This is a genomic window from Streptomyces sp. NPDC026377, assembly GCF_055567715.1.
The window spans coordinates 273,512-296,929 of record NZ_JBVHPV010000008.1 but is presented as its reverse complement, the minus strand read 5'-3'; the positions used below and the strand labels follow the sequence as shown (position 1 = coordinate 296,929).

Here is a 23,418-nt window from a genome sequence, read left to right as displayed (position 1 = left end):
CAGGTGCGTGTGGCGAAGCGTCGGGTGCGGGGGCCGGGCGCGCGGACCATGTGGTCAGGACAGCCGGACGGCCGCCGAGTGGGCGAGCGCGGTGAGGGCGGCGACGGCCTGCGCCGGTACGTCCAGGTCGTGGAGGGCGTCCAGAGCTTCCTCGACACGCGCTCCGATCATGTTCTCGATCTGCTCCGGAGCCCCCAGCCGGTGCATGACCTCGCGGACCGCGTCCAGATCCGGCCCGCTCAGGTCGGGGCGGCCCAGCAAGGCGCTCAGCGATGCCCGTTCGCCGTCGTCGGCGAGGCGCCATGTCTCGGCCAGCAGGGCCGTGGGCCGTCGGGCGCGCACGTCGTCGACGTTGGCCTTGCCCGTGCGTCCCGGGTCGCCGAACAGGCCGAGCAGGTCGTCCCGGAGCTGGAACGCCTCGCCGAGCGGCAGCCCGTACGTGGAGTAGCCCTCGCGCAGCCTGGCGCCTGCTCCGGCCAGGGCGCCGCCGATCAACAGGGGCTGCTCGACGGTGTACTTGGCGGTCTTGTAGCGGATCACCTTCAGCGACACCGCGGTGTCGGGAGGCTCCCCGGTGCGCAGCAGCTCCAGGCATTCGCCCGCGATCAGCTCCCGTGCCATCACCGACCACAGCGGGCGGGCCCGCGCGACGTACGCGGCGGGCAGACCGCAGGTGGCGAAGAGCTGCCCGGCCAGGGACATCAGCAGGTCCCCGACCAGCATGGCCAGCGACCGCGCGGTGGCGTCCGTGTCCGGGTGCCGCTCCACGGCACCGCGCAGGGCGGTGTGCGCCGTGGGGCGCCCGTGCCGTAGCGGGCTGTCGTCGATGAGGTCGTCGTGCACGACCGCGGCGGCGTGCACCAGCTCCATGGAGGCCGCCGCCCGCACCAGGGCGTCGCTGTCCGGCTGCCCCACCGCACGCCATCCCCAGTAGCAGAACGCCGCCCGCAGCCGTTTGCCCTCCGCGACCGCCGTCTCAAGCTGCTGGGCCACCGGACCGAGAGCCGGGTCGATGGCCGCGAAGCCGTCGGCCTCCTGCGCGACGAACCGGTGCAGTACGTCGTCGACGCGGGTCTTGAACGTCGCCGTACCCCACTGGTCAGATGTCATCGACGCCCTTGCCGGCCAGGACGTGGCGGGCCAGGATCTCCAGATGGGCGGGGGGCACGGACGCGTACCGGTCCAGCACGAGGCGTCCGCGTGCGACGAGGTCGTGTTCCGCTTCCGCCGCCACCTCCGCGGTGTCCGAGCGGCGCAGCAACCCCCGAACCGTCCCCAGGGCCGTGCCCAGCGTGCTCACCGCCAGGTCGGCCAGCCCGGCGGCCAGCAACACCGCCTGACCGTCCAGGCCGTCACGCCGTTGTGCTCCGTGCGTCATACCGTCTCCCCAGGCCCCGTCCGCGGCATATTCGGACGGCATGGTTCGCACACCGTCCCCCCGAGGATCCCGTCGCCCGGGGTGCGGAGGCGGAAGAACTCACGATCGGGTGAGCGCATCGCTCGCCCGTACGGATCGGAAGTTCGACGCTCGGGCGCATCACCTGGGGTGGCTTATTACTCGGATCCGAGTAATCTGTAGCGAGTAAGGGATGGCCGATGCCCTGGAGCTCCCCATGAGTACCCCTCAACCGTCCGTAGACCGGCGACAAATGCCGAAACGCCCCGCCAACACGCTCGCCCTCGCCGTGCTCGGGCTGCTGATCGAGCGGCCCTCGCATCCCCATGCCATGGCCCGTACGCTCCGCGAGCGCGGTATGGAGCGCGCGTTCAAGCTGACGACCGGATCGCTGTACGACACCGTCCGCGCGCTCGCGCGGGACGGGTGGATCGAGGCGGACGGCACCGAGCAGGTCGGCAACCGCCCGGCCCGCACCGTGTACCGCCACACCGCCGCCGGGCGGGAGGGCTTCACCGGCTGGCTGGACGAACTGATCCGAGAACCCACGCCGGAGTACCCGCGGTTCCTCTCCGCCGTCGGCTACCTCGGCGCGCTGGGCCGCGTCCGTGCCGCAGAGGCGCTGCGGGCGCGGGCCACCGCGCTGCGGGCGCAGATCGCGGAGGGCGCCGAGGCCTACCGCGCGGCCCGCGAGGACCACAACGCGCCGCGCCTGTTCGTCATCGAGGCCGAGTACGCCGCCGCCATGGCACATGCCGAGCTGGCCTGGGTGGAGCGCACCGCCGACGAGATCGAGCGCGGGACGCTGACGTGGCCCGAGGTGGCGCACGGTGGGTGACACCGTAGCGAAGGGCGGGGGAGGGGGCGGGGGCGCGGCCGTCGATGGCGATGTCGACGTCCTGATAGCCGGCGCGGGGCCCGCCGGGCTCACGCTCGCCGGGGAGCTGGGGTGCGCGGGGGTGCGGGCCCTGGTTCTGGAGCGCGAGCCCGTACCGCCGGGCTTCTGCCGCGGGTTCAACCTCAACGCCCGGAGCCTGGAGCTGCTCGACCGCCGGGGTCTTGGCGCCCGCCTCCTCGCCGAGGGGCCTACGGTGTCCACGACCGTGTTCGTCGGTGCTTCCCGCCTCGACCTCGCCGCCATGCGCACACGACACCCCTACGTCCTCGGCATCCCCCAGACCCGGGTGGAGGAGCTGCTCGCCGAGTGGGCCGTGGAAGCGGGAGCGCGCGTCGAGCGCGGCCGACGTCTCACCGGGCTGAGGCAGGACGGCGACGGCGTGACGGCCGAGGTGGACGGCGCGGACGGCCCGTCCCTCGTGCGCTGCCGATGGCTGGTGGGCTGCGACGGTGGCCGCGGTACGGTACGGAAGGCGGCCGGAATCGGCTTCCCCGGAACGCCCGCACGGAAGTTCACCCTGCTCGGCGACGTGGTGCTCGCCGACCCGTCGGCCCTCGCGTTCGGCCCGCACACGGGGCCCGACGGCCGCGCGGTGTTCGCGATCCCGCGCCCCGGTCACGTCCGTCTGGTCACCGCCGACCCGGCACCGCCCGCGGACCCGCACGAGCCGGTACCGCTCCCCGCCTTCCAGCGCGCGGTCGACGACGCGTTGGGCCGTCGCGCCGAGATCGCCGAGGCGCTCTGGCTGACCCGGTTCGGGGACGCGGCACGGCTCGCCGAACGGTTCCGGGCGGGCCGGGTGCTCCTCGCCGGGGACGCCGCCCACATCCACCCTCCGGCCGGTGCCATCGGCGTCAACGCGGCGATCGACGACGCCGTCAACCTCGGCTGGAAGCTCGCCCTGGTGGCGCGGGGGCAGGCGCCGGACAGCCTGCTCGACACGTACCACGACGAGCGCCATACGGCCGGTGAACGCCTGCTGCGCAACACCCGCGTACAGACGGTGCTCGGCGAGGCGGACGGGGAGGACGACCGTCTGGCGCCCATCCGCGATCTGCTCGGCGAGCTGGCCGGGTCCGAGGAGACGGCGGGGCCCCTGGCCGAAACGATCACGGGTGTCGGCACCCGTTACCCCGCCTCCGGGGATCTCCGGCACCCGTGGGCAGGGCGGTTCGTCCCGGACATCCCGCTGGGCCCGCACGGCGAGGACAGCCTCACGGCACTGCTCGCCCGCACGGCCGGGGGTGCCTTGCTGCTCGGCGGGACGGCAGGCGTGGCCGCCCTCTGCGCTGACGCCCGTCCGTGGGCGGACCGGGTCACCACCGCCCGTACCCACCCGCGGCACATGGAGCACGCTCAGGCGATCCTCGTCCGCCCGGACGGGCACGCGGCGTGGATCGGTGCGGCGTCCATGCCGGTGGAGGCGGCCGCGCAGGAGTTGCGCGAGGCCCTCGTGCACTGGTTCGGAGACCCGGCGGCCGAATACGGGGGCTCGGGCCGCCGGTGAGGCACCGCGTGGGCTGCCGCCCCGTCTCTCCCGTACCCCTGCTCACACGCCACGCGCGCGCTTGCGCTCTTCGTAGGCCTCGCGCTGGTTCCGGCCGGCCCTTCGGGCACGGCCCATGTACCAGTCCCGGAACTTCCACACGGCCACCAGGACGGGGGCCAGGATCAAACCGATGAGCAGGGAGCCGCCCCAGCCGTGATCCCTGCCGAAGTGCAGATACAGCACCTCGGCCACGAACGCCAGGAGGAGCAGAAGCGCGTACTTGGCCGGTTTCGGAAGGTTCATGGTTGGTCAACTGCCCGCGATTCAACGGGGTATGAGCGTGCACGTACCCACAACGCATCACCCGTGGAGCCCCGGCCAGGGCGCTCGCGCCCGGAGCAGCAGGCCTTGTCAGACCCCGCGTTTAGGCTGTCCGCAGGGATTCGATCAAGGAGCAGGGCAGTGCGGATGGAGCGTCACCAGGTCGGCGGACCCGCCGTGTCGGCGGCACGCGAGGACTTCACGAACCGTATCGGGGGACTGGTGCGGTCGATGTCGCGGGCCGGCCGGATGACCACCTACGAGTGGCAGGCGATCGCCGACGAGTTCCTCGCCTACCTGGGCGCCCTCTCCGTCGAGACGCCCGCCCTCGACACCTCGGAGGCCAGGGCCGCCCTCAAGGACGCCACCGAGGCAGCGGTCGGCGCCGTCGCCTACGCGGCGTACCACCCGCACTGCGGCTTCCAGGTCTTCCTGGAGTACGTGAACTTCGGCATGAGCTACGACGCGGGCGACGACGAGCCCGCGGAGAGCGTCACGCCCGCCGAATGGATACACGCACTCTGCCTGGCGGTTCTGCGGGACAAGGCCAAGTGGCACGGCGAGGCCTTCCACTTCGCCCGGGAGAAGTTCGCCGCGCGGACCCGGGGAACGCCTGTCGGCGAGCTCGCGACGGGGCTGACGGCCGTGGTCCTGCACGACACCGGTGACGACGAGGAGTACCCGCCGAGCGCGGGGGCCAGGCTCGCGGCCGTCGACGCGGCCCTGGACCGCGTCCGCATCCGTGCGGAGGAGAGCGGCGAACCCCTCCTTGACCGGCCGGACAGCACGGCGCTGCGCGCGTTGCGCGCCCTGGCGGCGGCGGACCGGGAGGCCTTCGACGCCGAGCTGGCCGATCTCCTGGCCGGGCACGCCGCCCTGCAGGGGCCGACGGCCTCCCCGAGCACCCTGCTCCCGCTCGTCCCCCTGGCCCTCGCCTCGCTGGCGTACCGGACCCTGGGCTGGTCGCCCGCCGTCCGCACCGACTACCTCCCGCACGCACTGGTCACCGGCTTCGAAAGCCTCGGCCCGCGGGTGGCGGGCTTCGGCCGCGACCGGCGGCCGGACGCGGTGGCCGCGCTCGCCGCCGGTCCGCTGGTGGTGGAGCGGCCGGACCCGGACTGGGCGGTGAGTCCGCGGATCGAGGCGATGTACGAGGAGAGCCTCCGGGAGGCGTTCGCCCCGGCCGACGGGGAACCCCTCGCCGTCTGGCGGCTCGGCAGCGTCCTGGATGACCAGGAGCGCCTTTTCAAGTGGCGCGCGGGCAACCCCGGCGGCGTCACCGATGCCCAGCTCGCGAACCTTCGGCTGGCCTCCGGGATGGGCGCGGCCCTGTTCCGTATCGCCCTGGCGGAGCCGGGTACCGAGGTCGAGGTGACCATTGACGGCCGTGTCCTGCGTTACCCGGCCAAGCGGGGCGAGGAGGCCGGAGCGGGCTACTGGCAGAAGGCGACGGCCTTCGCCCTCATCACCGGCGTACGCGAAGACCTGGCGCCCCTTGTCCTCACCGGCCCCGCGTTCGCCCGCCCGGACGGCTCCGCCTTCGCCGCGTACCGCGAAGCCCTCCATGCCTACCTGAAGGGCGCCGACCCCGAACCGGCGGCGGAGCGGGCCCTGCGGCAGGCGGAGAAGGCCGCGGACTGGGGCTTCGCCATGCCGCCGGCCGTGCTGCTGTCGCAGCTCGTGGAGGGCGACGAGGAGAGCTTCAACCTGGCTCTGGCCGACGCGCTCGAAGCCCACCGCGACCACTACCAGGTCGCCGACCGCGCCGACGATCCGGACGCCTCGATCGACCTGGACATCCTCGCCCTGGCCTGCCACGCCCGCCGCCGCGGCTGGGACATCCGCGTCGTATCCCCGTACCTTCCGCAGGATCTCCTACGGGCCGCTCAGCCCTTCTAGCGGAAGGTCCCGGTGACGAGGCACGGCGGGGGTGCCGTCCGACAGGGTGAAGCCGGAGGACACCTACAGGACGCAGCAGCGGTGATCCGCTCGGCTAGTGTGTCGGCGCACATGGGAACGACATGCCTGTTGGGGGAACGTATGTCTGCCGTCGACGGCACGGGCGGGGCGACCGAGAGCGCCGCTGGGCGCCGGGTCTCCACCCTGGAGCTCTTCTTCGACCTCGTCTTCGTCTTCACGATCACACAGCTGACCGTGCTGCTCACCCACGACCTGTCCTTCGCCCAGACGGGCCGGGTCCTGCTCATCTTCGCCGTTCTGTTCTGGATGTACGGCGCCTACGCCTACCTCACCAACCAGGTGCCGCCCGAGACCAACGCCCGCCGGATCCCGCTGATCCTCGGCATGTGCGGCTTCCTCACCTGTGCTCTGGCCATCCCCCGGGTGTTCACCACGGACGGCGTCGCGTTCGGTCTCGGCTACCTCCTGGTGACCGTGGTCCACGGGGCCCTGTACGCCCTCCTGCACGGGCGGCACGTCCTCAGCTTCGCGTTCACCAACGTGCTCGCCGCGCTGTGCGTCACGGCGGCGGGCACCGTCAACGGCCGGGCCGCCGAGGCTCTCTGGCTGACCGCGCTGATCCTGCAGGCCATCACCCCCCTCCTCTCCAGCCGCGTCACCACCGAAGTGGACGGCGAGCGCGTCCCGGTGACCGGCCGCGTCGGCGCGCTCGACCCGGCGCACTTCGTGGAGCGGCACGGGCTGCTCCTGATCGTCGCGTTCGGCGAGTCCGTGATCGCCATCGGCGTCGGCTCCGACGAACTCACGCTGGACTGGGGTCTGTTCGGCGGTGCGGCGCTCGCCCTCGCCCTGGCGACCGCGCTGTGGTGGACCTACTTCATCCGCGACGAGGAGGCCGCCGAGGAGGCGTTGCGGGCCGTGTCGGGGTTGGCCAGGTTCCGGGTGACGATGCTCGCGTACTACTACTGCTTCGTACCGATGCTGCTCGGCGTCGCGGTGCTCGCGGCCGGGGTGAAGAAGTCCATCGGGCACCTCCCGGACCACCTGTCCGCCGCGCCCGCCGTCGCGTTGGCGGGCGGTGTGGCGCTCTTCCTCGCGGGAAACGTCGCCTTCCGCGCGGTGCTGCACATCCCGCCCCTGTGCTTCCGCGCGGCCGGCGCCGTGGCCGCCCTCGCCACGATCCCGCTCGGGACGCGGCTTTCGTCCCTGACCGAGCTGTTCGCCCTGGTGCTCGTCCTGGTCGCGATGCTGCTCGCCGAAGCACGCTGGGCGCCCTGCCCGCGCGGCGACGGGGCAGGCGCCGCGGCTGCGTAAGGTGTGCGGCATGAAGAAGACCCGACCCCTGCTCGCCCTGGCGCTGGGGGCATCAGCCCTGTTCGCGGCCGCTCCCACCTCCGCCGTCGCCGATCCGGCGCCGCTCGTCACCACCGGCGCGGTGTTCAACAACCCGGCGGGCGACACCGCCGCCCAGGACGCGGTGTTCGGGCACATAGCCCGGCTCGTCGACGGGGCCCCGAGCGGCTCGGACGTCAAGATGTCGATGTACGTGCTCGGCTCGGACTACCTCGCGGCCCGACTCACGGCCGCCCACCGGCGCGGTGTGAACGTCCAGGTCGTCCTGGACAACGAGAGCCTGCTGCACTGGGCGGGCAAGGTCACGTATCCGAAGCTCGTCGAAGGCCTCAAGCCCGCTCCGGGCTCCGGCACTTCATGGGTACGGGTCTGCGCGGAGAACCAGGCGTGCCTCGCCAAGGACCCGAACCCAAGCGACTCCTTCCACGGCGTCAACCACAACAAGTTCGTGCTCTTCTCCCGTACCACCGGCAGCGGCACGGGCACGGTCCCGGTCGACGACGTGGTCGTACAGACATCGGCCAACCAGACCCCCTGGGACCGGCAGCACGCCTTCAACGACGCGCTGACCGTGGCGGGCAACACCGCGCTGTACGCCGCGTACGCCGGCTACTTCGACGACCTCGCCCGTGCGCAGGCCGGGACGAAGGCGCAGGTGGCCGACTATCCGACGGAGTACCCGGCGGGCAACGCGAAGGCGTACTTCTTCCCCCGGGCCGCCTCCGACCCGGTCCTCAACATCCTCAACACCGTCGACAACCCCGTGAACGGGCAGCCCGCCTGCTACGGGAACTCCCCGGGCCACGGCACCGAGGACGGCCGCACCGTCGTCCGGGTCGCCATGCACCAGATCACCCGGCCCGAGGTCGCCAAGAAGCTGTGGGAGCTCGACGACGCGGGCTGCTACGTCGACATCGTCTACCGCTACCTCGACGTCGAGGGGGCCGGGTCCGCGATCGCCGACCAGCTGTCCCGGCCGACCAGGTTCGGCGGGATCTCCCTGCACCGCCTGGACGACGCGGACGACGGCGATGGCGACCCGGCGACGCGGAACGCGATGGCCACGCACTCCAAGTACCTTTTGATCGACGGAACGTACCTGGGCAAGGCCGATCAGAAGATCGTCTTCACCGGCAGCCACCCGTACACCAAGAGCGCGCTGACGACGAACGACGAGGCGCTCCTCAAGTACGACGACGCGGTGGTCCACGACGCATACCGCGACAACTTCCGCGCCCAGCGCGCACTGGCCGACCAGCAGATGATCCGCGCCGGGTCCGCCGGCTGACCCACGCGGCCCCCTAACGGCGGAACATCGCGTACGTCACCGCCTCTTCGCCTCTTCGAAAGTTTCGAAACTGTCCGCGATTCTCCCGCGTTCCTGGCGCCGACCCTAGAGCCGGGCTGATGCTCCGTCAACCGTCCGGGGTTGCCTCTGAGGCGGAGCCGTACTGGAGCGCTCGACCAGGCTGGTCGCGAGGTCCACCCGGCGGCTGCCGGGGCGGGTGCCCCGGGCGAGGTCGATCACCATGCGCGCCGCGACCTCGGCCATCTCGGTCAGCGGCTGGCGGACGGTGGTGAGCGGCGGGCCGACCCAGCGGGCCAGCGGCAGGTCGTCGAAGCCGACCACGCTGAGGTCCTCGGGAACGCGAAGGCCCAGCTCGCGGGCCGCCTCGTAGAGCCCGAGGGCCTGGAGGTCGTTCCCGGCGAACACGGCGGTCGGCCGGTCGGGCAGGTGCAGCAGCTCGCGTCCGATCCGGTGCCCGGCCTCGTGGTGGAAGTCGCCCTCGCGGACCAGCTCCGGGTCGTAGGCGATGCCCGCCATGTCGAGGGCCGCGCGGTAGCCGTCGGCCCGGGCGCGGCTGCACATCATGTGGCCCGGGCCGCCGATCAGGGCGATCCGGCGGTGGCCGAGGTCGAGCAGATGGCGGGTGGCGGCCAGGCCGCCGTCCCAGTTGGTGGTGCCGACGGCGGGCACCTCCTGGCCGGGGTCGCCGGCCGGGTCGAGCACGACGAACGGGATGTCGCGGCCCGCGAGCTGTTCCCGCTGGGAGCGGTCCAGACCGGACAGGACCAGGAGCACACCGGTGGGGCGGCGGGCGAGCACCCCGTCCACCCAGGACTGGCCGGGGGTGAGCCGTCCGGAGGATTCCGACAGGACGATGCTCAGGCCCTCGGTGCGCGCCACGTTCTCGACGCCGCGGATCACTTCCATCGCCCAGACGCTCTCCAGCTCGTGGAAGACCAGTTCGAGCAGCGGGCTCGCCTGGGTGCCGCGCCGGCGCCGGTAGCCGTGCCGGCGCAGCAGCTCCTCCACCCGCTCCCGGGTGGCCGGGGCGACGTCGGCCCGGCCGTTGAGGACCTTCGAAACAGTCGGAGCGGAAACCCCCGCCTCGTGTGCGATTTCAGCGAGTGTCGCCGCTCTCTTCACGTCTTTCCTCCTGCCCTGCCCCGCTGGGCGAGCTGCGCTGTGGGTGGCCGACGGCACGGATGCTAGCCGCTCGCCCGCTCGGAACGGATCCCGCCGGAACCCTTGACGAGCCGGAACAGCCGGTCCTAGGGTCCCCGCAACATTCGCCAATACTTCCGCAACATTCGAATGAGGGGTAGGGGTATGGGACTGAGACGTGCCGCGCTGGCCGCCACCACCGCACTTGTCCTCGGATCGACCGCGGCATGCGGTTCGGGCGACGCGTCCTCCGACGCCGGGTCCGGGACGATTCACGTGATGGTCTACGGCGACGCCGCCAACAAGATCGAGAAACAGATGGCCGAGACCTTCAACAAGACCTCCAAGGTCAAGGTGGTGCTCGACACCGTCCCCGGCGCGGACTACCAGCAGAAGTTGCAGACCGTCATCAACACCTCGCACGCGCCGGACGTCTTCTTCAACTGGGGCGGCGGGTCCATCCAGCCCTTCGTCAAGGCCGGACTGCTGCTGCCGCTGGACGACTTCATCGCCAAGGACCCGGGTCTGAAGAGCAACTTCCTGCCCTCGGTGTTCAACTCGGCCGTCGTGGACGGCAAACCGTACGGCGTGCCGATGCGCGGCACCCAGCCGGTGCTGCTGTTCCACAACAAGAAGGTGCTCGCCGACGCCGGTCTGACCCCGCCGCGGACCTGGGACGAGCTGATGGCCGCCACCAGGACGCTCAAGGCCAAGGGCATCACCCCGATCGCGCTCGGCGGCGCCGACCAGTGGCCCACCCTGATGTGGTTCGAGTACCTCTACGACCGCATAGCCGGGCCCGGCCTGTTCTCCCGGGCCGTCAGCGGCGACCGGGCCGCCTGGGCGAGCGAGGACAGCCGCAGGGCACTGGCCGCCCTCCGGCAGCTGGCCGACTCCGGCGCCTTCGGCCGTACCTTCGACTCCGTGAAGTTCACCGACGGCGGCTCCCCGGCGCTGGTGGCCAGGGGCCGGGCCGCCTTCGAGCTGATGGGCTCCTGGTACTACTCCACCCAGCAGGACGCCAACCCGGACTTCGCCAGGACCGGCCTCGGCTACACCGGCTTCCCGGCCGTGAGCGGGGGCAAGGGCGACCCGGCCGACGTGGTGGGCAACACCAACAACTTCTACTCGATCCTGAAGAAGACCAAGCACCCGGAGGCCGCCGCCGCGTTCCTCAAACTGATGTACTCCGAGGAGTTCGTCAAAGCCCAGCTCGCCATCGGCAACCTGCCCACCACCGTCAACACCGTCGACTTCCTGGACAAGTCGGCCAGTCCCGCGTACTCCAAGTACCAGTACGAGCTGGTCAAGGCCGCCCCCGCGTTCCAGCTCTCCTGGGACCAGGCGTACCCGCCGAGCGCGTCCACCCCGATGCGCACCGCCGTCCAGCGGTTCTTCGACGGCAAGCTCGACGCCGACGGATTCATCAAGGCCATGCAGGCCTTGCCCGCTTCATGAGGGCCGCCGCGAAGGCCGGTACGGGCGTCAGCCGCCCCGGCTTCGTATGGGCGGCGCCCGCCGCGGTGTTCTTCCTGCTCTTCGCGATCCTGCCGCTCGTCCTGGTCGCCGTGCTCTCCTTCACCAGCTGGGACGGCATCAGCGATCCGCACTTCAACGGCCTGGCCAACTGGACCGCGCTGGTCCACGACCCGGTGATGACCCAGTCGGTCGGGACCACCCTGCTGCTCACCGGCCTCGGTGTGGTCACCCAGACGCCGGTCAGCCTGCTCCTCGGCGTCTGGGCCGCCGGACATCAGCGCAACCGGGCCGTGCTCTCCGCGATCTACTTCGTGCCGCTGCTGCTGTCGGCGACCGCCGTGTCCGTGGTGTGGCGCGCCGTCCTGGACCCCAACTTCGGCGTGCCCTCCCAGCTGACCTGGCTCTTCGGCGACGGCAACCTGCTCGGCAGCCGCAGCGGCGCCCTCGCGGTCCTCACCTTCGTGGGCGTGTGGCAGTTCACTCCCCTGCACGCCCTGATCTACCAGGGCGGCGCCCGCGCCATCCCCCAGGTCCTCTACCAGGCCGCCGCGGTCGACGGCGCGGGCACCGTACGGCAGTTCTTCCACATCACGCTGCCGCAACTGCGCAACAGCATCATCACCTCGACGGTCCTGATGGTCGTCGGCGGCCTCACCACCTTCGACACGGTGCTCATCATCACCCAGGGCGGCCCCGGCACCGACACCACGGTGAGCGCCTACTACATGTACCAAAAGGCCTTCAAGAGCTACGACTTCGGCGCCGCGTCGGCCATCGCCCTGGTTCTGGTCGCCGTCGCCACCCTCATCTCATTGGCCGTGGTCAAGTTCTCCGGCTACGACCGGATGCGCGGCACGACGGAGGGGCTGTGATGCGCGGGCGCCCCAACTACCTCGCCGGTCTGGGCTCGTTGGTCTGGTTGCTGCTGGTCGGCCTGCCGCTCTACGTGCTGGTACTCGCCACCGTGCGCACCCGCGCCGACTACTCCACCAAGGGCCCGCTCAGCACGCCCGACCAGTGGACCGTGCGCAACTACCTCACCGACCTGTCCAACGGCTTCGGCCAGGACTTCCTCAACACCTTCACCGTCACCGCCAGCGTGGTGGCGATCGTGCTCCTGGTCGTCCCCCCGCTCGCGTACGCCATCGTACGAGCCCGGGGCCGGGCCACCGGCTGGGTGTTCCGGCTGTTCCTGCTGGGCCTGGCGATCCCCGCCCAGGCGGTGATCGTGCCGATGTTCTACCTGATCAGCAAGGCCGGGCTGTACGACCACCTCATCGGCGTCATCCTGCCGACCGCCGCCTTCTGCCTCCCGGTCTGCACCCTCGTCCTCACCGGGTCGATGCGTGACATCGGCCCCGAGCTGTACGAGGCGATGGCGATGGACGGGGCCTCACCGGCCCGGGTCTTCCGGCAGCTGGTGCTGCCGCTGTCCAGGGGCGGCCTGTCCTCCATCGTGGTCTTCGCCGCCCTCCAGGCGTGGAACGGCTTCCTGTTCCCGCTGATCCTCACGCAGTCCGAATCCACCAAGGTCATCACCCTCGGCCTGTACGAGTTCCAGACCGAGCACGGCGTCGACGTACCCGGACTGCTCAGCGCCGTGGTGCTGTCCATGCTTCCCATCTTCGTCGTCTACCTGTTCGCCCGCCGCGCCCTGGTCCAGGGTCTGACGGGCGTGGGAGGAAAATGAGCGGCACCCTGAACCCCGACCGCGACACCACCGCGACAGCCGCCCCGGACGGCGTTCCCGCCTGGCGGGACACCGGGCTCGGCCCGGAGGCCCGGGCCGACGCCCTCATCGCGGCGATGACCCTGCCGGAGAAGGCCGCCCAGCTGGTCGGCGTCTGGGCGGGCGCGAGCGACGAGGGCGGCGACGTCGCCCCGCACCAGCACGAGATGGAGGAGCCGCCCGACCTCGACGCACTGCTGCCCTACGGGCTCGGACAGGTGACCCGGCCGTTCGGCACGGCGCCGGTCGACCCGGCGCTGGGCGCGCTCTCGCTGCTGCGCTCGCAGCGCCGGATCGCCGCCGCCAACCGTTTCGGCATCCCCGCCCTCGCCCACGAGGAGTGCCTGGCGGGCTTCGCCGCCTGGGGCGCCACCGCCTACCCCGTACCCCTCTCCTGGGGCGCCGCCTTCGACCCGGCGCTGGTGCGCCGGATGGCCGCCGCGATCGGCCGCGACCTGCGGGCCGTCGGCGTGCACCAGGGTCTTGCGCCCGTCCTCGACGTGGTGCGCGACGCCCGCTGGGGGCGGGTGGAGGAGACCATCGGCGAGGACCCGTACCTGGTCGGCACCATCGCCACCGCCTACGTACAGGGTCTGGAGTCGGCCGGCGTCGTCGCCACCCTCAAGCACTTCGCCGGGTACTCCGCCTCCCGCGCCGGACGCAACCTCGCCCCCGTCGGCATGGGTCCGCGCGAGCGCGCCGACGTCATCCTGCCGCCCTTCGAGATGGCACTGCGCGAAGGCCGCCCCGGCTCGGTCATGCACGCCTACACCGACACCGACGGTATCCCCGCTGCCGCCGACGAGGCCCTGCTCACGGGCCTGCTCCGGGACACCTGGGACTTCGACGGAACGGTCGTCGCCGACTACTTCGGCATCGCCTTCCTCAAGACCCTGCACGGCGTGGCCGAGGACTGGTCGCAGGCCGCCGCCCTGGCACTCGGCAGCGGCGTCGACGTCGAACTGCCGACCGTGAAGACCTTCGGGCAGCCCCTGCTCGACGCCGTCGCCTCCGGTCTCGTACCGGAGCGGCTGGTCGACCGGGCGCTGCGCCGGGTGCTGGTCCAGAAGATCCGGCTCGGGCTGCTGGACCCGGACTGGGACCCCGTTCCCGACGCCCTCGCCGACGCCGATCCGAGCACCCCCGAAACGCTGCGCGGCCTCGTCGACCTCGACCCGCCCGCCAACCGCGCACTCGCCGCCGAACTCGCCGAAGAGGCCGTGGTGCTGCTGCGCAACGACGGTGTACTGCCCCTGGGCCGCCCCGCCCGGATCGCGGTGATCGGCCCCAACGCCGACGAGCCCACCGCGGTACTGGGCTGCTACGCCTTTCCCGTACACGTGGGGAGCCAGCATCCGAAGGTGCCGCTCGGCATCGAACTGCCCACCCTGCGCGAGGCGTTGCGGGCGGAGTTTCCCAACTGCGAGCTGCGGACGGTACGCGGCGTGGGGATCGACGACGAGGACGCGAGCGGCATCGACGAGGCCGTCCGGGTCGCGGACGGGGCAGAGGTGGTGGTGCTGGCCCTGGGAGACCGGGCCGGGCTCTTCGGCCGCGGCACCAGCGGCGAAGGCTGCGACGCCGAGTCCCTGGAACTCCCGGGCCGACAGCGCGAGTTGCTGGACGCCCTGCTGGACCGTGGCGCCCCCGTCGTGGTCGTCCTGCTGGCGGGTCGGCCGTACGCGCTGGGGCGGGCGGTGGGCGAGGCGGCGGCGATCGTGCAGTGCTTCTTCCCGGGGGAGGCGGGCACCCAGGCCGTGGCGGGCGTGCTCAGCGGGCGGGTCAACCCGTCCGGGCGGCTGCCGGTCAGTATCCCCGCACACCCCTGCGTACAGCCCTCGACGTATCTCGCCGCGCGGCTCGCCCAGGCGAGCGAGGTCTCCAGCACCGACCCGACCGCCGCCTATGCCTTCGGGCACGGACTCGGCTACAGCGAGTTCACGTGGTGGGGGCTGGAAGTCGAGACCGCGGAAACCGGTACGGACGGAGCGTTCCGGCTCGCCTTCGACCTGCGGAACACGGGGGACCGGACCGGCAGCGAGGTCGTCCAGCTCTACCTCCACGATCCGGTGGCCACCGTGGTGCAGCCGGTGCAGCGGCTGGTCGGCTACCGCCGTATCGCACTGGAGGCGGGCGCGGGGTGCCGAGTGGAACTCGTGCTCCCCGCCGACCTGGCCTCCTTCACCGGTCGCGAGGGCCACCGGATCGTGGAGCCTGGCGCGCTGGAACTGCGGATCGCCGCCTCCAGCACCGACGCCCGCTTCCGCGTACCGCTGCGCCTGACCGGCCCCGTACGGCCAGTCGACCACACCCGCCGGCTCCACCCGGCCATCACCGTACGGGCCACTCCGCCATGAACGGCTCTCGACGGGCGCGGGAAGCGGCGTCGCCGTTCGCGGAGGGGATGAACCAGGAGGAGTAGCACCTGGTGCGCCGCCCGGGACGGCAGCGGCCCGCGACGGTCACGCCCCGGCGGTGGTCAGTGGGAGGACGACCACCAGGTCGAGGAGGTGACGGCGGTGAAGCCCAGCGACTCGTACAGCGGACGTCCGAGCCGTGAGGCGGTGAGCGTCACCGGCAGGTGGGCCATGGGCGCCAACGATCCGAGCATGATGGCGCGCCCGGCGCCGCGGGAGCGCTGGGTCGGCGGCGTGGCGACCCAGTAGTGGCTGCCGAACCCGTCGTGAACGACGGTGACACCGGCTCCGACCGTCTCACCGTCCAGGACGGCGAGGTACACGTCCACGCCCGGCTGCTCGGTCAGTGTCGTGGGGAACAGCTCGCCGGGACGGTAGGGGGTGAATCTGGTCAGCTCGAATCCCGCGATCACGATCCGCTCGGCAGTCTCCAGTTCCCGCGCCCCCTCGGCCCGGACCACCTCGATCGCGGGGGCGGGGACGGGACCGGGCGGGCGCACCATGATCGGCATCTGCCAGTTGCGCATGCCCAGATGGTTCAAGTCGGTGGAGCTGAACGGGTCCTCGGCATCCACCGGTCCGCTCGCCCGACGGGCCAGCTCGGTCAGCTCGCCGACCTCGTGCGCGTCGAGGCCGGGTTCCTGGATCAGGAACCGCGTCCCGGCACGCTCGTCGCCGAGTACGGCGAGGAAACCGCGCCGCTGAATCACCTCGTGGCCACGGGACTTTCCGGTCGCCGCCCAGAACGCGGCGGAGTTGCGGGCCTGGTGTATCGCGGCGTCACCGGGGGCTCCGCGATGCCCTGGACCGTCCTGCCCGATCTGCTCCTCGGCGCGGGGGCGGGGGTGGGCCTGCGAGATTTCGCCCATGGGTGGCTCCTGTTCGGTCGTGGTGCGGCGGTCCGGGCAAGGGGTGTGCGATGCCCGGAAAGTCGCCCGGGGCTTACGCCATGCCTCCAACCCAACAGCGCAATGTCCCGCACAACTGGACCGATCTCAACCGAGTTTCGTCGGAGCAGGGTGGGGCGGCAGGGGGCGACCGGCTCTACGGAACGGCGCTGGCTGTCAGCAGCCAGGTCCGGGGTCGCCCCCCCGGCTACGGTCCCTACGCCTCCGGCCCCTCCCGCGCAAGGATGGGCATCTCCGCAGGCTCCCCCGTCGTGGCCTCATCGCCTGGCGCGTGCCTGCGGCGCTTCAGCGGATGAGGCCGTTCGGCTTGCTTCGGGAGGGCTACTCGGTGGCGCTCGGAACGTCGAGCGGGTTGGCGGGGGCCTTCTTCTTGGCGGTCTGCATCTGCTCGCCGAGCTCGGTGAGGCGGTTGCGCCCCATGGCCTTGCGGACGTCGGGGAACCAGTCGTCCTCTTCCTCTTCGACGTGGTGGCGAACGTTCTCGATGAGGACGGTCATCTTGGCCTTGAAGCGCTCGTCGGACGGATCCATCTTCTTGAGCTCGGCCAGCATCCACACGACGGCATGGTGTTCCTCGACGCTTTCGAGGATGTGGTCGGTGGTGTCGGGGGCGGACTCGCGGGCGGCGGGGTAGAAGATCTCTTCCTCGATGTACGCGTGAGCGGTCAGTTCTTCGATGATCTTGTCCGCGAGCTCGCGGCGTTCGGCGTGATCGTCGTCGCCGGTCTTCTCGAACTGCTTGAACAGCTTCTCTACGTTCTTGTGGTCCTCACGCAGCAGCACGATGGCGTCCATGAAGGAGCTTCCCTTTCCTGTTCTGGCCCCGGTCGCGATTCCGACCCCGGTTCCATTCGCTTCCGGTGTTCTGTGAGGAGTCCGGTTCCCCGGTTGCGGACATTGATGCGCCGGACGTGGTGGGGTCACCCTCATGCGTTGATCCGGGCCGGAGCCGATGGCTCCACGGAGTGGGCGCGTCGATCGGTCGCACTCACCCTCCAGCGGACAGGCCACGCCCGTCGGCAGAATTGACCCAAGGATTCGACGTGAGAATGCACCACGCCGAGGGGCTAATCCGTTCCTAGGGTTCTTGGCATGACAACAGTTCACATCCCCCAGCGCATGAACTTCGCCGCCGTCGCTCCCAAGGTCTTCAAGGCCGTCCTCGCCCTGGACGCCGCCGCCCGCCAGGGCCTCGACCCCGTGCTGGTCGAGCTCGTACAGATCCGTGCCTCCCAGATCAACCGGTGCGCGTACTGCATCGACTACCACACGCGTGACGCCCGCCAGGCAGGAGAGAGCGAGGACCGCATCCACCAGCTCAACGGGTGGGCCGAGTCCAGCCGCTACACGGCCAGGGAGCGCGCCGCGCTCGCGCTGACCGAAGCGGTCACCCGGTTGCCCGACGGGGTTCCGGACGCCGTGTACGACGAGGCCGCCCAGCACTTCGCGGAGCAGGAGCTGGCCCAGCTCATCGCGCTCGTCTTCACGGTCAACGCGTGGAACCGGATGAACGTCACCACGCGCAAGACCCCGGGTACCGAGTAACCCCCGTTCCCGTACCCGTATCCACACCCTCGCCCGGAAGGACGGCCGACACCGTCATGGCCTCCACCGCCCTCAACCCGCCCCTGACGCCGCGGCGTTCACCCCTGCGGGGGTGGCTCGCCGTTCTCGCCGTGACCTTGGGCATCTTCTCGCTGATGACCTCCGAGCTGCTTCCGGTGGGCCTGCTCACCCCGGTCGGCAGCGACCTGGACGTGTCCGCGGGCACGGCCGGACTCATGGTGACCGTGCCGGGGCTGGTGGCCGCGGTCTCGGCGCCGCTGGTCACCGTCGCCACCGGCCGCTTCGACCGCCGCCTGGTGCTGGTCCTCCTCGTCGGGCTCGTCGGGGCGGCGAACCTCGCGTCCGCGTTCGCCACCGACTTCACCCTGGTCCTCCTGGCCCGCTTCCTGATCGGCATCAGTGTGGGCGGTTTCTGGTCGCTGGCCGGAGGTATCGCCCTGCGGCTCGTCCCGGAAGACCAGGTCCCACGGGCAACCGCGGTGATCTTCGGCGGTGTGGAGACCGCCTCCGTCCTCGGCGTGCCCACCGGCACCTTCATAGGCGACCTCACGGGGTGGCGCGCCGCCTTCGCGGCCGTCGGTGCGCTGGGGCTGCTGGCCCTCGTCTGCATGGTCCTTCTGCTGCCCGAGCTGCCGCCGCAGCGCACCCTCGCACTCCGTGACCTGCCGGCGGTGTTCAAGGCCAACTCCGGTGTACGCGTGGGCATCGCTCTGACATTCCTGATCATCACGGGACACTTCATCGCGTACACGTTCGTCCGCCCCCTGCTGCATGAGCGTGGCGTCGGTGACAGCAGGACCAGCCTGCTCCTGCTGGTCTTCGGGCTGGCCGGAATATGCGGCAACTTCGCCGCGGGCGCCCTGGTCACCAGGCATCTGCGGCAGACCCTCGCCGCCGTGGCCGTACTCCTGACCACGGCCATGGCGCTGCTCGCCCTGACGTCCGCCGGTGCGCTGGTCTCCATGGCAGCGCTCGTGCTGTGGGGCCTCGGTTATGGCGCCGTCCCGGTCACGCTCCAGACGTGGATTCTCAACGCCGAGCCCCGCTCGACGGAGGCCGTGTCCTCGCTCTTCGTCTCGGTGTTCAACCTCTCCATCGCGCTGGGGGCGCTGCTCGGGGGAGTGGTGGTCGAGTCGCTGGCGGTCACGAGCGTGCTGTGGATCGGCTGCGGCCTCTCACTGCTCGCTCTGGCCATGGGCCCGTGGCCTAGGGACCTGCTGACCCGGCGCGCGGCTTCGACGCGTCGGGTCGGGTCCGCGTCACTGCCGCCAGGGTGTGGAGTTCGCCGGCGGCCTCCAGCCGGCGGGGGTTGTTGAGGTGGACGAGGGCGTCGTGGGCGGCCGTCAGAGCGATGTGGGCCTCGTCGTGGCGGGCCAGGTGGCGCAGGACGATGCCCAGGTCGAGCCGGGCAGGTTCGCTCCAGGCGGGCATCCGGGCCGCCTCGAAGTGGCTCAGCGCGTAGCGCAGGGGGGCTTCGGCCTCGGTCCAGCGGCCGAGCGCCGCCAGGTCGTTGCCGATGTGCTGGCGCACCGACGCGAGATAGACGCCGATCAGCTCTGGTGACTCGCCGGGGACGCCGGCGCGGCAGACGGCTTCGCTGCGCCGGTGGATGGTCAGGGCCTCCGAGGCGCGGCCCACCTGGCGCAGCAGCTCACCCAGCACGCTGAGGGAGGTGAGTTCGGCCAGGCGGCTCGGGGCGCAGGCCTGGCGCGCCAGGTGGTCGGCTGCTTCCCGGAACCCGTCGAGGGCTTCGTCGATCCGTCCGAGCCGGCGCAGTGCTCCGGCCGCGTAGCCCAGGGCCCAGCCGACCTGGAGCTCGTCGCCGACCTCGCGCGCGATGTCCAGGGCGGCGCGGGCGGTGGTGAGCGCGGCGGCGTGATCGTACAGGCACAGGTTGTAGGCCCAGGAGAGGTAGTTCAGGTGAACGGCCTCGTCTCTCCGGCTGCCCAGGGCGCGCGCGGAGTCGACGGCGCCCTGGAACACCTCGGCCCACACCTCCCAGTGCTGGGTACGGTCGGAGAACCAGTGCATGGCCTCGGCGGCGTCGATGACCTGTTGGTGCTCGCCGAGGAACTGGGCCCGGCGCAGGGCCGCGAGCCACTGGGCGCGTTCGCTCTCCAGCCAGGCGTGGGCCTGTTCGGGGTTGGTGGGCGCGGTGGCCGGGTCCGGGTCGCCGCCCGGTGCGCCGGAGCCGGAGGTGCTGCGGTCGGCGTCGAAGTGGAGCGCGGCGGCGGTGGCCCGGCGCAGGGTCCAGCGGGCGGCCCGGTCCTCGGCCGCGGCGATCTCGCGCGGGTCGTCCTCCTCGGCGAGTTGCTCTGCGGCGTACAGGGCGAGCAGGTCGTGGTAGCGGTAGCGGTCGGCGCTGGGGTGGGGCTGGAGCAGGCCGGCGTCGGTCAGGTCCTGGGCGCAGCGGGCGGCCTGGCGTCGGGGCAGGTCGGCCAGGAGGGCGGCGGTCTCGGGGCTGAAGTCGGGACCGGCGGCGAGGCAGGCGCGGCGGAAGACGGTACGGGTCTGGGGGCTGAGCCGGCGGTAGGACAGCGCGAAGGCGGCCCGGACCTCCAGCGAACCGGCCCGCAGGGTGTCCAGGCGGCCGCCCTGTTCGGTGAGCTGGGTGACGAGCTTGGCGATGCGGTCGCCGGACCGGGCGGCGAGGCGCTGTCCGGCGATGCGTACGGCCAGGGGGAGGTGGCCGCAGAGTCCGGCGAGGTCGCGGGCGGCCTGGGCCTCCCGGCCGACCCGCTCGGCGCCGATGATGCGGGTGAGGAGTTCGACGGCTTCCTCGCGGCGGAGCAGGGCCAGTTCGGTGCGGTGCACGGATTCGAGACCGGCCAGAGTCTGGCGGCTGGTGATGAGGGTGAGCGAGGCGCCCTGGCCGGGGAGCAGGGGGCGTACCTGGTCCTCGTCGACGGCGTTGTCCAGCAGGAGCAGTACGCGCCGGTCGCGCAGGACGGACCGGAGCAGGCCGCTGCGGTCCTCGGTGGTGGCGGGTACGGCACCGTCGGCGACGCCGAGGGCGCGCAGCAGACGGGCGAGTGCGTCGCGCGGGAGTGTCGGTTGCGCGTCCATGCCGCGCAGGTCGAGGGCGAACTGCCCGTCGGGGAAGTGCGGGGCGAGGCGGTGGGCGGCGTGCACGGCGAAGGCGGTCTTGCCGAGGCCGGGCTGCCCGCTGATCACGGCGACCGGCGGATGGACGGGGCCGGGGTGTGCGGCCAGGGCCGTCAGCCGGGCCAGGGCGGGGCCACGGGCGGTGAAGTCGTGCAGGTCGCGGGGGAGGGTGAGGGTGTGGTGCGGGGGGTTCGCCCGGGGCGGGCCGCCGGTCGGTCCGGGGTGGTCGTGCGCGTCTTCCTCGGCTGCCGGTGGAACGTTCGGGCCGGCATCCGGTTCTTGGGGCTGCGGCTGCGGCTGCGGCTGCGGCTGCGTGTCGGCCGGTCCGGCGGTGCGACGCGTACGGGGCCGGCCGAGGCTGGCGGCCCGTTCCAGCTTGTGGGTGCCGATGGAGTCCAGGGCGAGTGCCGCGGCCAGGGCCGCCACGGTACGGCGTTGCGGCCCCCGGGAGCGGCCGCGTTCCATGTCCGACAGGGCGCGCACGCTCACCCCCGCAGCATGCGCGAGCTCCTCCTGGCTGAGCCCGGCGTCCGTGCGGAGGCGCAGCAGGCGTTCGCCGAAGCCGCCAGTGGCCGGTGTGTCGGTCCCCATGCCTGTACGTCCCCCGTGCCGCGCGTCCGGCACCGGCGCCGAATCGTTCCGGCAGAAGTATGCCGGACGTTACTTCTGCCGGTGGAACTTCCTGGCCCGCTCCTCCTTCCCCACGGTTGGCTAGGGGCACCCGAGCCGGAGGCCTGACCAGCTTTCGGCGGAACGGTCCGTCGCCGCCACGCAGCGCCTTCGCGCGCGGTCGTCGTGTCGGGCCGGGGAGCAGCTCCGTACATCCGGTCGCCGCCGTACCGCGCAGACGGGCGCCGGTGCCCGCTCTTCATCAGGGGAATTGACATGAGATCCAGAGGTGCTGTGCCTCGCCCGGGAGCCGGCCGCCGCGCTCGGTGGCTGCGGCGGTTCGCCCTGCCGTTGCTCCCGTTCGCCGTCCTGGCGTCGGTGCTGACGGCGCCCACGACGGCGGTGGCGGGCGACAGCCAGTACGGGAACGCGCGCTACCACCAGTGGTCGTGGGTGACCACTCACAACTCCTTCGCCAACAGCTGGATGCAGGCGCCGCTGCCGCCGAACCAGTCGCGGAGCATCAAGGAGCAGCTCGACGACGGGGTACGGGGGCTGATGCTCGACACCTACGACCCCAAGGGCACCGGCCCCGTCGAGCTCTGCCACGGTGGCACCTCCCTGTGTTACGAGGAGTTCAAGTCGGCGCTGCTGACCATCGTGAACTTCCTGCAGAAGAACCCGCAGGAAGTGGTGACGGTCTTCCTGGAGAACTACGCCAGCCAGCAGACGCTCAGCAAGACGATCACCGACATGCTGAACGCCAAGAACGCCGGCGGGCTGCTGTTCAACGCGAACAAGTACGGCATCAACAGCAACAACTGGCCGCGTCTGCGGGACATGGTCTCCGACGGTCAGCGTCTGGTGATGTTCCAGGACAGCTGGAGCGACATCGGTGTCGGCTCAGGAACCCTGATGAACACCTGGACGCACACGGTGGAGACCAAGTACAGCTACGGCCAGGACGCTCCGTCAGGCTGTGAGCCCCGTGGCGAGAGCAGGCAGCTGAACCAGAATCCGATGCCGGGGACGAGCAACCTCACCCCGCTGTTCACCATGAACCAGTTCAGCTCGGACAACATCGACCCCGAGGGTTCTTCCAAGGTCGTCAACGGGGCCCGGCTCAAGAGCCGTATCGAGAAGGAGTGCAAGTCCGCCGCGTGGCGGAACCCCAACTTCGTCGCGGTCAACTATTACCAGAACAGCGACAAGTCGGGCATGACCCCGCTGTCGGTGGTCGCCGACCTCAACCGGGACGGCTACATCTCCGAGTCCGACCCGGCGGTGTGGATCGTCAATGACAGCAAGCAGTACGTCAGCACCTACGGCAACAACCGCTGCATGGTGCGCGGTGACGAGTTCCCCGACGGCACGGGCGGTGTGGTGACCCAGCGGGCATGCGCGACCCCGGCCCCCAGCAGCCACCAGTGGACGGCCACCAAGCCCTCCTACGACGGCAAGGGCTACTACTGGATCAAGGCGGCCAACGGCAACTGCCTCACCGTTCCGTACAACAACGGCACGCCCCCGGGGAACGGCACCCAGCTCTTCTGGTGGCCGTGCGAGACCCGGTGGACCTCCGGCAGCCAGCTGTGGAACGTCATGCCGATCAAGGTCGACAGCACGGGTGACATGCGCGGCTACTACTTCGTCAACCAGTGGACCGGCAAGTGCCTGACGCTGGATCCCTCGACGGCGACCGCCAAGGCCGGCAAGGTCACCCAGTCCACCTGCCCGAAGCGCTGAGCGACACCGGCCCCCACCACGGGACCCACCGAG

At 71.4% G+C, this 23,418-nt stretch carries 19 protein-coding genes; 12 read left to right on the top strand and 7 right to left on the bottom strand.

The genetic code is table 11. The features are described from left to right. Nucleotides 1-54: 54 nt before the first annotated feature. Nucleotides 55-1,110 carry a polyprenyl synthetase family protein gene (locus ACZ4MU_RS19445; RefSeq protein WP_467877852.1) on the bottom strand — a complete coding sequence of 352 codons (1,056 nt, stop codon included), beginning with the start codon at nucleotides 1,108-1,110 and terminating at the stop codon, nucleotides 55-57. Next, on the bottom strand, nucleotides 1,100-1,378 hold the full coding sequence (locus ACZ4MU_RS19440) for a polyprenyl synthetase (protein ID WP_467877849.1): 279 nt from the start codon (nucleotides 1,376-1,378) through the stop codon (nucleotides 1,100-1,102). Before ACZ4MU_RS19440 ends, ACZ4MU_RS19445 begins: the two co-directional genes overlap by 11 nt. A 271-nt stretch (nucleotides 1,379-1,649) precedes the next feature. Between ACZ4MU_RS19440 and ACZ4MU_RS19435 the strand changes: the two genes are divergently transcribed. After that, nucleotides 1,650-2,234 (top strand): PadR family transcriptional regulator, encoded by a 585-nt coding sequence (locus ACZ4MU_RS19435; protein WP_467877846.1) that lies wholly within the window; start codon nucleotides 1,650-1,652, stop codon nucleotides 2,232-2,234. Continuing rightward, complete coding sequence (locus ACZ4MU_RS19430) at nucleotides 2,227-3,801, top strand: FAD-dependent monooxygenase (protein ID WP_467877844.1); 1,575 nt, start codon at nucleotides 2,227-2,229, stop codon at nucleotides 3,799-3,801. The genes ACZ4MU_RS19435 and ACZ4MU_RS19430 overlap by 8 nt, the downstream gene beginning before the upstream one ends. 42 nt (nucleotides 3,802-3,843) lie before the next feature. Here ACZ4MU_RS19430 and ACZ4MU_RS19425 read toward each other — a convergent pair whose 3' ends face one another. Then, nucleotides 3,844-4,086: a hypothetical protein gene (locus ACZ4MU_RS19425; RefSeq protein WP_467877842.1), complete on the bottom strand. Its 243-nt coding sequence runs from the start codon at nucleotides 4,084-4,086 to the stop codon at nucleotides 3,844-3,846. A gap of 165 nt (nucleotides 4,087-4,251) precedes the next feature. Between ACZ4MU_RS19425 and ACZ4MU_RS19420 the strand changes: the two genes are divergently transcribed. The 3 genes from ACZ4MU_RS19420 (at nucleotide 4,252) to ACZ4MU_RS19410 (ending at nucleotide 8,665) form a co-directional block, all read left to right on the top strand. Continuing rightward, entirely contained in the window at nucleotides 4,252-6,003 is a 1,752-nt protein-coding gene (locus ACZ4MU_RS19420) for an Imm49 family immunity protein (RefSeq protein ID WP_467877839.1), read from the top strand. 141 nt (nucleotides 6,004-6,144) lie between these two features. Beyond that, nucleotides 6,145-7,338, top strand: a complete 1,194-nt coding sequence (locus ACZ4MU_RS19415) for a low temperature requirement protein A (RefSeq protein WP_467877836.1) — start codon at nucleotides 6,145-6,147, stop codon at nucleotides 7,336-7,338. Between the two features lie 10 nt (nucleotides 7,339-7,348). After that, nucleotides 7,349-8,665: a phospholipase D-like domain-containing protein gene (locus ACZ4MU_RS19410; RefSeq protein WP_467877833.1), complete on the top strand. Its 1,317-nt coding sequence runs from the start codon at nucleotides 7,349-7,351 to the stop codon at nucleotides 8,663-8,665. Nucleotides 8,666-8,770: 105 nt separating this feature from the next. Here ACZ4MU_RS19410 and ACZ4MU_RS19405 read toward each other — a convergent pair whose 3' ends face one another. After that, nucleotides 8,771-9,808: a LacI family DNA-binding transcriptional regulator gene (locus ACZ4MU_RS19405; RefSeq protein ID WP_467877830.1), complete on the bottom strand. Its 1,038-nt coding sequence runs from the start codon at nucleotides 9,806-9,808 to the stop codon at nucleotides 8,771-8,773. 183 nt (nucleotides 9,809-9,991) lie between these two features. Between ACZ4MU_RS19405 and ACZ4MU_RS19400 the strand changes: the two genes are divergently transcribed. From ACZ4MU_RS19400 to ACZ4MU_RS19385, 4 genes are read left to right on the top strand one after another with little or no spacing between them, the layout of a single operon-like run. Further along, nucleotides 9,992-11,284, top strand: coding sequence for an ABC transporter substrate-binding protein (locus ACZ4MU_RS19400; protein WP_467877827.1), 1,293 nt, complete (start codon nucleotides 9,992-9,994; stop codon nucleotides 11,282-11,284). Further along, on the top strand, nucleotides 11,281-12,177 hold the full coding sequence (locus ACZ4MU_RS19395) for a carbohydrate ABC transporter permease (protein ID WP_467877824.1): 897 nt from the start codon (nucleotides 11,281-11,283) through the stop codon (nucleotides 12,175-12,177). The genes ACZ4MU_RS19400 and ACZ4MU_RS19395 overlap by 4 nt, the downstream gene beginning before the upstream one ends. Further along, complete coding sequence (locus tag ACZ4MU_RS19390; RefSeq protein ID WP_467877821.1) at nucleotides 12,177-12,995, top strand: carbohydrate ABC transporter permease; 819 nt, start codon at nucleotides 12,177-12,179, stop codon at nucleotides 12,993-12,995. Before ACZ4MU_RS19395 ends, ACZ4MU_RS19390 begins: the two co-directional genes overlap by 1 nt. Continuing rightward, nucleotides 12,992-15,391, top strand: coding sequence for a beta-xylosidase/alpha-l-arabinosidase (locus ACZ4MU_RS19385; protein ID WP_467877818.1), 2,400 nt, complete (start codon nucleotides 12,992-12,994; stop codon nucleotides 15,389-15,391). The genes ACZ4MU_RS19390 and ACZ4MU_RS19385 overlap by 4 nt, the downstream gene beginning before the upstream one ends. 122 nt (nucleotides 15,392-15,513) lie before the next feature. On the opposite strand, the gene ACZ4MU_RS19380 is transcribed toward ACZ4MU_RS19385, so the two are convergent. Further along, entirely contained in the window at nucleotides 15,514-16,320 is an 807-nt protein-coding gene (locus tag ACZ4MU_RS19380) for a GNAT family N-acetyltransferase (RefSeq protein WP_467877816.1), read from the bottom strand. 360 nt (nucleotides 16,321-16,680) lie between these two features. Next, entirely contained in the window at nucleotides 16,681-17,154 is a 474-nt protein-coding gene (locus ACZ4MU_RS19375; protein ID WP_467877813.1) for a hemerythrin domain-containing protein, read from the bottom strand. A 297-nt stretch (nucleotides 17,155-17,451) separates the two neighbouring features. Between ACZ4MU_RS19375 and ACZ4MU_RS19370 the strand changes: the two genes are divergently transcribed. After that, nucleotides 17,452-17,904 (top strand): carboxymuconolactone decarboxylase family protein, encoded by a 453-nt coding sequence (locus tag ACZ4MU_RS19370; protein WP_467877810.1) that lies wholly within the window; start codon nucleotides 17,452-17,454, stop codon nucleotides 17,902-17,904. 56 nt (nucleotides 17,905-17,960) lie between these two features. Continuing rightward, nucleotides 17,961-19,241 (top strand): MFS transporter, encoded by a 1,281-nt coding sequence (locus ACZ4MU_RS19365; RefSeq protein ID WP_467877807.1) that lies wholly within the window; start codon nucleotides 17,961-17,963, stop codon nucleotides 19,239-19,241. On the opposite strand, the gene ACZ4MU_RS19360 is transcribed toward ACZ4MU_RS19365, so the two are convergent. Beyond that, nucleotides 19,132-21,621 (bottom strand): tetratricopeptide repeat protein, encoded by a 2,490-nt coding sequence (locus ACZ4MU_RS19360; RefSeq protein ID WP_467877804.1) that lies wholly within the window; start codon nucleotides 21,619-21,621, stop codon nucleotides 19,132-19,134. The two genes, ACZ4MU_RS19365 and ACZ4MU_RS19360, sit on opposite strands and share 110 nt — an antisense overlap. Before the next feature lie 312 nt (nucleotides 21,622-21,933). On the opposite strand from ACZ4MU_RS19360, the gene ACZ4MU_RS19355 reads away from it, so the two are divergent. Further along, nucleotides 21,934-23,385, top strand: coding sequence for a phosphatidylinositol-specific phospholipase C domain-containing protein (locus ACZ4MU_RS19355; protein WP_467877802.1), 1,452 nt, complete (start codon nucleotides 21,934-21,936; stop codon nucleotides 23,383-23,385). Nucleotides 23,386-23,418: the final 33 nt, after the last annotated feature.

Excerpts from the sequence above, each read along its gene's own strand:
- ACZ4MU_RS19365 (WP_467877807.1), top strand. The coding sequence starts at position 17,961 with ATGGCCTCCACCGCCCTCAACCCGCCCCTGACGCCGCGGCGTTCACCC.
- ACZ4MU_RS19415 (WP_467877836.1), top strand. The coding sequence starts at position 6,145 with ATGTCTGCCGTCGACGGCACGGGCGGGGCGACCGAGAGCGCCGCTGGG.
- ACZ4MU_RS19390 (WP_467877821.1), top strand. The coding sequence starts at position 12,177 with ATGCGCGGGCGCCCCAACTACCTCGCCGGTCTGGGCTCGTTGGTCTGG.
- ACZ4MU_RS19385 (WP_467877818.1), top strand. The coding sequence starts at position 12,992 with ATGAGCGGCACCCTGAACCCCGACCGCGACACCACCGCGACAGCCGCC.
- ACZ4MU_RS19425 (WP_467877842.1), bottom strand. The coding sequence starts at position 4,086 with ATGAACCTTCCGAAACCGGCCAAGTACGCGCTTCTGCTCCTCCTGGCG.
- ACZ4MU_RS19440 (WP_467877849.1), bottom strand. The coding sequence starts at position 1,378 with ATGACGCACGGAGCACAACGGCGTGACGGCCTGGACGGTCAGGCGGTG.
- ACZ4MU_RS19380 (WP_467877816.1), bottom strand. The coding sequence starts at position 16,320 with ATGGGCGAAATCTCGCAGGCCCACCCCCGCCCCCGCGCCGAGGAGCAG.
- ACZ4MU_RS19435 (WP_467877846.1), top strand. The coding sequence starts at position 1,650 with ATGCCGAAACGCCCCGCCAACACGCTCGCCCTCGCCGTGCTCGGGCTG.
- ACZ4MU_RS19395 (WP_467877824.1), top strand. The coding sequence starts at position 11,281 with ATGAGGGCCGCCGCGAAGGCCGGTACGGGCGTCAGCCGCCCCGGCTTC.
- ACZ4MU_RS19370 (WP_467877810.1), top strand. The coding sequence starts at position 17,452 with ATGACAACAGTTCACATCCCCCAGCGCATGAACTTCGCCGCCGTCGCT.
- ACZ4MU_RS19400 (WP_467877827.1), top strand. The coding sequence starts at position 9,992 with ATGGGACTGAGACGTGCCGCGCTGGCCGCCACCACCGCACTTGTCCTC.
- ACZ4MU_RS19420 (WP_467877839.1), top strand. The coding sequence starts at position 4,252 with ATGGAGCGTCACCAGGTCGGCGGACCCGCCGTGTCGGCGGCACGCGAG.
- ACZ4MU_RS19375 (WP_467877813.1), bottom strand. The coding sequence starts at position 17,154 with ATGGACGCCATCGTGCTGCTGCGTGAGGACCACAAGAACGTAGAGAAG.
- ACZ4MU_RS19360 (WP_467877804.1), bottom strand. The coding sequence starts at position 21,621 with ATGGGGACCGACACACCGGCCACTGGCGGCTTCGGCGAACGCCTGCTG.
- ACZ4MU_RS19445 (WP_467877852.1), bottom strand. The coding sequence starts at position 1,110 with ATGACATCTGACCAGTGGGGTACGGCGACGTTCAAGACCCGCGTCGAC.
- ACZ4MU_RS19410 (WP_467877833.1), top strand. The coding sequence starts at position 7,349 with ATGAAGAAGACCCGACCCCTGCTCGCCCTGGCGCTGGGGGCATCAGCC.